Annotated in this window: 9 protein-coding genes; 3 read left to right on the forward strand and 6 right to left on the reverse strand. The window is 73.7% G+C overall.

What is annotated here, in order from left to right:
* Positions 1 to 48: 48 nt before the first annotated feature.
* Positions 49 to 723, reverse strand: coding sequence for a pentapeptide repeat-containing protein (locus AOK00_RS15795; RefSeq protein ID WP_055600948.1), 675 nt, complete (start codon positions 721 to 723; stop codon positions 49 to 51).
* A 125-nt stretch (positions 724 to 848) separates the two neighbouring features.
* On the opposite strand from AOK00_RS15795, the gene AOK00_RS15800 reads away from it, so the two are divergent.
* Both AOK00_RS15800 and AOK00_RS15805 read left to right on the forward strand, forming a co-directional pair.
* Positions 849 to 2,039, forward strand: a complete 1,191-nt coding sequence (locus AOK00_RS15800) for an NAD(P)-binding protein (protein ID WP_055600949.1) — start codon at positions 849 to 851, stop codon at positions 2,037 to 2,039.
* Positions 2,040 to 2,096: 57 nt separating this feature from the next.
* Entirely contained in the window at positions 2,097 to 3,095 is a 999-nt protein-coding gene (locus AOK00_RS15805; RefSeq protein ID WP_055600950.1) for a zinc-binding dehydrogenase, read from the forward strand.
* Positions 3,096 to 3,131: 36 nt separating this feature from the next.
* Here the strand turns inward: AOK00_RS15805 and AOK00_RS15810 are convergent, their stop codons facing one another.
* The 5 genes from AOK00_RS15810 to AOK00_RS15830 form a co-directional block, all read right to left on the reverse strand.
* Positions 3,132 to 3,473: a hypothetical protein gene (locus tag AOK00_RS15810; protein ID WP_055600951.1), complete on the reverse strand. Its 342-nt coding sequence runs from the start codon at positions 3,471 to 3,473 to the stop codon at positions 3,132 to 3,134.
* Between the two features lie 34 nt (positions 3,474 to 3,507).
* A complete protein-coding gene (locus AOK00_RS15815) occupies positions 3,508 to 3,888 on the reverse strand; it encodes a hypothetical protein (protein ID WP_055600952.1) in 381 nt (126 codons plus the stop codon).
* A gap of 1 nt (position 3,889) precedes the next feature.
* Positions 3,890 to 4,375: a GNAT family N-acetyltransferase gene (locus AOK00_RS15820; protein WP_055600953.1), complete on the reverse strand. Its 486-nt coding sequence runs from the start codon at positions 4,373 to 4,375 to the stop codon at positions 3,890 to 3,892.
* A 64-nt stretch (positions 4,376 to 4,439) separates the two neighbouring features.
* Complete coding sequence (locus tag AOK00_RS15825; protein WP_055600954.1) at positions 4,440 to 5,327, reverse strand: aminoglycoside phosphotransferase family protein; 888 nt, start codon at positions 5,325 to 5,327, stop codon at positions 4,440 to 4,442.
* A gap of 9 nt (positions 5,328 to 5,336) precedes the next feature.
* Entirely contained in the window at positions 5,337 to 5,516 is a 180-nt protein-coding gene (locus AOK00_RS15830) for a hypothetical protein (protein WP_055600955.1), read from the reverse strand.
* A 170-nt stretch (positions 5,517 to 5,686) separates the two neighbouring features.
* Here AOK00_RS15830 and AOK00_RS15835 point away from each other — a divergent pair.
* A partial coding sequence (locus tag AOK00_RS15835; protein WP_159041772.1) for an NAD(P)/FAD-dependent oxidoreductase occupies positions 5,687 to 6,293 on the forward strand: 607 nt, incomplete at its 3' end.

Here is a 6,293-nt window from a genome sequence, read left to right on the forward strand (position 1 = left end):
CCACCCCCTCCGAGCGCACAAGCCTGTCCCCCTCCGGCGCGCAAGCCCCTACTCCTCCACCCGCACCCCCAGCTGCGCCGCGAGCACCGGCGCCAGGTCGAGGAGCTGGGCCGTCGAGATCACCGCGCCCGCGAGCGACTCGACCCCGCGCGCGATCTCCAGCCGCTGAACGCCTCTCAGGTCCACGTCCCTGAGCCGCGCCCCGCTGAAGTCCACGCCCGTGAGCACGCAGTCCACGAACTCCACCCGTTCGAGCGTGGCGCCCCCGAAGTCGGGCTCGCTCAGCACGCAGCCCTCGAAGACGACGTCCTTCAGCTTCGCCGACCGCAGGTTCAGGTAGTCGCTCTTCCCGCCCCGTACGACCACTCTCTCCAGCACCGCCCCGTGCAGCTGCGCCCCGCCGAGCCGCGCGTCCACGAGCTCCACGTCCCGCAGCTGTGCCCCGGCGAGGACCGTCCCCACTCCCCGTACGCCCGTGAGCACCGAGTCAAGGAAGCGGGCCCCCGTCAGCCGCGCCTCGTCGAGCCCGCACTCGCGCAGCGCGCAGTCCAGGAACCGCGCGCCCTCCCCCGACTGGCCCGTGAGGTCGAGCCCGGTCAGTTCGAGGCCGTCGTAGTCCCCGTCCGGTTCGAGCCCTCCCCCGTACGACTCCAGGGGAGGCAGCCGCAGCTCCGGCCGCCGCGCCCCCGCGACCGCCGTCTTCTTCTTCCGAGTCGTCGCCATGCCCCCATGGTGATGTACGCCACTGACAACGCCCCGATGTCACGAACGCGACCCCGCCCCTCGTCCCCTGTGCGAGACCGGACACGAGGTCGACGAAGGTCGACCCGATCGAGAGGGAGAGCGACATGCGGAAGCTCACGATCATCGGCGGCGGCTTCGCCGGACTGACCGCGGCCGTCACCGCCGCCGAGGCGGGCTTCAAGGTGACCGTCCACGAGGCGCACCGGACCCCCGGTGGCCGGGCTCGCACCGCCGAGGGCCCCTACCTCACCAACGAGGGCCCGCACGCGATCTACGCCGGCGGCCCGCACTGGACCTGGCTCAAGCAGCGCGGCCTCCTCGGTGCCCTGGCTCCGCTGCCGGTCTCCGAGGCACTCCGGCTCCGCTTCCACCGCGGCGGCGCCCTGCGCCGCACCCCGCCGCTCGGCATGCTGCGCCAGTCCCTCCGTAACGCCGGACAGGCCCCTGTGGACGTCGACTTCCGCACCTGGGCCACCGGGCTCGTGGGGGAGCGGGCGGCGCACGCCGCCGCCACGTACGCGGCGGTCGCGACCTTCCACCACGACCCGGGCGCACTCTCCGCCCGCTTCGTGCAGGAGCGGCTCCACCGGGCCACGTCCGTGCCGCCGGAGGCGCATTTCATCCGGGGCGGCTGGGGCCGGCTGATCGAGCGGATGATCGCGCGCGCGTGGGAGACGGGCGTACGGATCGAGACGTCGTCCCGTGTCGACAGCCTCGACTCCCTGCCGCTCCGCGAGGGGCCCGTGATCGTCGCGACCGCGCTGCCGGCCGCCGCCCGGCTGCTCGGCGACCCGTCGCTGACGTGGGAGAGCGGCCGTACGGTCCTGTTCGACCTGGCGCTGCGCACCCGGAAGGGCGACCCGTTCGTGATCTCGGACCTGGACGCGCCTGGCTGGATCGAGCGCTTCACGGCCCAGGACCCCACGCTCGCCCCGGCCGGGCAGCAGCTGATCCAGGCCCAGCTGCCGATCGGCCCCGGCGAGTCGAAGGCGGACGGTGTGGCCCACGCCGAACGGCTCCTCGACCTCGGCTTCCCGGGCTGGCGCGAGCGGACGGTGTGGCGGCGGGACTCGGTGTGCCAGGGACGTACGGGGGCGGTCGACCGGCCCGGCACGACCTGGCGCGACCGGCCGGCCGTCGACCGGGGCGACGGCGTGTACCTGGTGGGCGACCAGGTGGCGGCGCCCGGCCTGCTCGCTGAGGTGTCGTTCACGAGCGCGGTGGAGGCGGTGTCGCTCGCGCTGCGCGCGGAACGAGGTGTCCTGCGGAAGGGCCTTGACCTCAAGCACGCTTGAGGTCGGAGGGTGTTCCTCGTCGGCCGACGCCCACCCACGCGACGAACGGGGAACGCCATGCACGCCATCCGCCTCCACTCCTTCGGCCCCGCCGAGAACCTCACGTACGAGGAGACCCCCGACCCCGTACCGGGCCCCGGCCAGGTCCGCATCAAGGTCGCGGCGGCCGGGGTGCACCTGCTCGACACCGCGCTCCGGGAGGGGATGACGGGCCCGTTCCCGGCGCCCGCCGAGCTGCCCACGATCCCGGGGCGCGAGGTCGCCGGCACCGTCGAAGCCCTCGGCGAGGGCACCGACCCGGCCTGGCTCGGCAAGCGGGTCGTCGCCCACCTCGGCATGGCCCCCGGCGGCTACGCCGAGCTCGCCGTCACCGACGCCACCCGCCTCCACGCACTGCCCGACCACCTCGGCGAGGCGGAGGCCGTCGCCATGATCGGCACCGGCCGCACCACCCTGGGCATCCTGCAGTTCACCGAACTCGGCCCCGGCTCGGTGGCCGTCGTGCCCGCCGCGGCCGGCGGCATCGGCACGCTGCTCGTCCAGTACGCCAAGAACGCCGGCGCCACCGTCGTCGGCCTCGCCGGCGGCCCGGCGAAGGTCGCGCTCGTCGAGGAGAACGGCGCCGACCTGGCCGTCGACTACAAGCGGCCCGACTGGCCGGAGAAGGTCCGCGCCCACCTGGGCGAGCGCACCGCCACCGTCGTCTTCGACTCGGTCGGCGGCGACACGGGCCGCGCGGCCGTCGACCTCCTCGGCAAGGGCGGACAGCACATCGTCTTCGGCTGGTCGGGCGCCGGACTCCACGACGGCGAGCCGCTCACCTTCACACCGGAGGAACTCGCCGCGCGCGGCATCACGTCGGACTCCGTCCTCGGCCCCGTCATGCTCCAGAAGGCGGGCGGCGACGTCCGCAACCTCGAACTCGCCGCCCTGGACGCGGCGACCACCGGCGCCCTCCGTCCGGCGGTCCACCGCTTCCCGCTGGCGGACGCGGCGGGCGCGCACCGCGCCCTGGAGACGCGGGGCACGACGGGCAAGGTGGTCCTGATCCCCTAGACGGTGTCCTGCCGGTCAGGCCGGACACCCCCGGTCTCAGACGGCGGCCCCGACCACATCCCAGGAGTGCGCCTTGAACTCCTTCAGGAAGTCGGGGTGGTCCTCCCACATCCGGGCGACGGAGCGCAGCACGTCCCAGTTGTGCTCCAACGCCTGGTCCACCACCTGACGCAGCTCGGGCGCCGACTCCCGCTTCTCCACGAGCCCGTTGACGGCGGAGGCGGCCTGCACGGTGTACCGCGCGGCACGCAGCGCCCGGGAGGTGTCGTCCATGCCGAACCCGTGGTCGCTCCCGTTCGCCGGGTCGAAGAGCGGCGTCAACCGCGCCTCGATGAACGCCGTGATCCGCTGAAACCGCTGGGCAATGTCCGTATCCATGCCCCCTTCCTACACCCCGCGCGGCCACCGCCCGTCACCGGATCACCCGGACGTCGGGGAGTGCCGTGCGGGCCACGCCCTCCCGGGCGAGCACCCGTCCGGCCAGCTCGCGCGCCCGGGCCCACCCGGGCGCGTCGGCCAGCGCCTCCACGGTCCACCAGTCCGTCGACCGGTCGCGGGACATCTCGTCGAAGACCGCGTCGATCAGTCCCACGTCGGCCAGCGACTCCCCGCTCAGGGCCCCTTCCTCGACCAACTGCGGAGCCAGCCCGAAGCCGTGTTCGAGATCCAGGGCGATCTCGTCCGCGCCGACACCGTGCTTCTCCAGCCAGGCCCGCTGATCCGACGCGGACGCCGCCACCACGCTCAAGGCCCCGCACAGGAGGCCCCGGCGCCACGCGGTGTTCAGGGGCATGTCAGACGCCCCGCCCGGCCGCGCCCAGCTCGGCCAGCGCCCCGTCCGTCAGCCGGTACACCGTCCACTCGTCCTGCGGGCGGGCGCCCAGGGACTCGTAGAAGTCGATCGACGGCTTGTTCCAGTTCAGTACGGACCACTCCAGGCGCTCGTACCCGCGCTCGACGCAGATCCGGGCCAGTTCGGTCAGCAGTGCCTTTCCGTGGCCGCCGCCGCGCACCTCCGGGCGGACGTACAGGTCCTCCAGGTAGATGCCGTGGACTCCGCGCCAGGTCGAGAAGTTGAGGAACCAGATCGCGAAGCCCACGACCTCGCCGTCCTCGGTCTCGGCGACGTGCGCGAAAGCGGCGGGGCGCTCACCGAAGAGCGCCTCATGAAGCTGCTCGGGGGTGGTACGGACCTCGTCGAGGGCCTTCTCGTACGCCGCGAGATCACGGACGAGGGCGTGGACGACGGGAACATCGGCAGGCGTGGCTGTACGGATCATGGGGCAAGCGTGCCTCGGGCGCACCGGTCCTGGCCAGGAGGTTTCACGGGACCCGGCGAACGCCTCACCCCCGCGCCGCCCGCAGGATCCGCGCCACCTCCACCTGCTCCTCGTCCAGCCCCGGCTCCCCGTCCGCCACGTCCCACAGCCCGTTCTGCAGCACCCGCCCCAGCGTCCACGCCACCGCCCTCCCCCGGTCGCCGACGACCTCGGCGAGGAGGTCGAAGCGCCACAGGACGTCAGCCGGGTCGAAGCGGTCCATCAGGGCCGGCAGCAGGTCGAAACCCGGGTCGCCCGCGAGCGGCTTGGGGTCGATCGCCAGCCACGGTTCGCGCTGGGCCGCCAGGACGTTGCCGAGGTGCAGGTCCCAGTGGAGCAGCCGGTCGCCCGGTTCGCCCGCCACCTCCCGTACGGCCGCCGCGCAGTCCCGCAGCACCGCCGCGTCCTCCGCGCCGAGGCGTCCGACCGCGTCCGGCACGTCCGCGAGCATCCCGGCCGCGATGTCGCCGAGCCCCCGCATCCCCTCCGGCGCCGGCAGCGCCACCAGCCGGGCGAGCAGCCCGGCGACGACGCCCATCGCCTCCCTCGCGTCGGCGACGGAGCTCAGCGGCCGGGCCTCGTCGAGCCGCTCAAGGAGCATCGTCCCCGTACCGGCGTCGTGGTCGAGGAGCCGCACGACACCGCCGCCGTCCCAGGCACGCAGCCCGACCGGCTCCCCCTCGGTCTCGTCGTCGAGGATCTGCAGCTTCAGCGCGGCCGGCATGCCGTCCGTGACCCGTTCCACGGGCAGCACCAGCGACGCCATGCCGTACATGGAGGGCCCCGTGACCCGCAGCCCCCACCGGTCGAGGAACTCCGCCGCCCGTTCCGGCAGCGCGGCGACGAACGCCCGCCCGGCCTCGCCGTTGTACTTCACCTGAGACGCGACAAGCCGGTCCGGTACGTGAATCACCCCACGACCCTAGACACCCGCGTCGCGCGGCGCCTCCGAGAATCGGGTCGCGTCGTACAGGGAGTCCCCGCCCGGCAGCGCCGCCACCACGGCGGCCGCCGGCGCCCCTCCCGCCGAACACCCCACCACGGCAAGGCCGATGAGACCGGCCGAGACAGCCGGGGCCACCAGACGCGGGGTCCTGCGCACGGGCAGGGGAGAGTCCTTCCGGAGCGACGGAATCCGTGGCGGCCGCACATGTGCCGTCCCCCCTCGAAGCCGGGCCGGACCCCGTCCGGGAATCGCCGCCGAAGGGCCCGTATCCACAGGACCAAGGCCCCCGGTAACCTCCCGCCCACGCACCCGGAAGAGGGATACACATGAGTACGGTCAACGGCGGCATCTCGTTCTGGTACGCGCAGGACGGCGCCCCCGACCCCCGCGAACCGCTCCCCGGCGACACCACCGCCGACGTCTGCATCGTCGGCGGCGGCTACACGGGCCTGTGGACCGCCTACTACCTGAAGAAGGCCGTCCCCTTCCTGAACATCACCGTCCTCGAAGCGAAGTTCTGCGGGTACGGGGCCTCCGGCCGCAACGGCGGCTGGCTCTACAACGGCATCGCCGGCCGCGACCGCTACGCCAAGCTCCACGGCCACGAGGCCGCCGTCCGCCTCCAGCAGGCCATGAACGCCACCGTCACCGAGGTCCTCGACGTCTGCGAGACCGAGAAGATCGAGGCCGACCAGCACCGCGGCGGCGTCCTGGAGGTCGCCCTCTCCCCCGCCCAGCTGGGCCGCCTCAAGGACTTCCACGCCGTCGAGATCGCCTTCGGCGAGACGGACCGGGAGATGTACGGCGCCCGCGAGACCTCCGACCGCGTCCGCGTCACCGGCGCCGTCGGCTCCTCCTGGACCCCGCACGGCGCCCGCCTCCACCCGGTGAAACTCGTGAAGGGCCTCGCCGCCGCCGTCGAGGCGCTCGGCG

The organism is Streptomyces aureus (assembly GCF_001418135.1).
In the GTDB taxonomy this organism is placed as follows: Bacteria; Actinomycetota; Actinomycetes; order Streptomycetales; family Streptomycetaceae; genus Streptomyces; species Streptomyces aureus_A.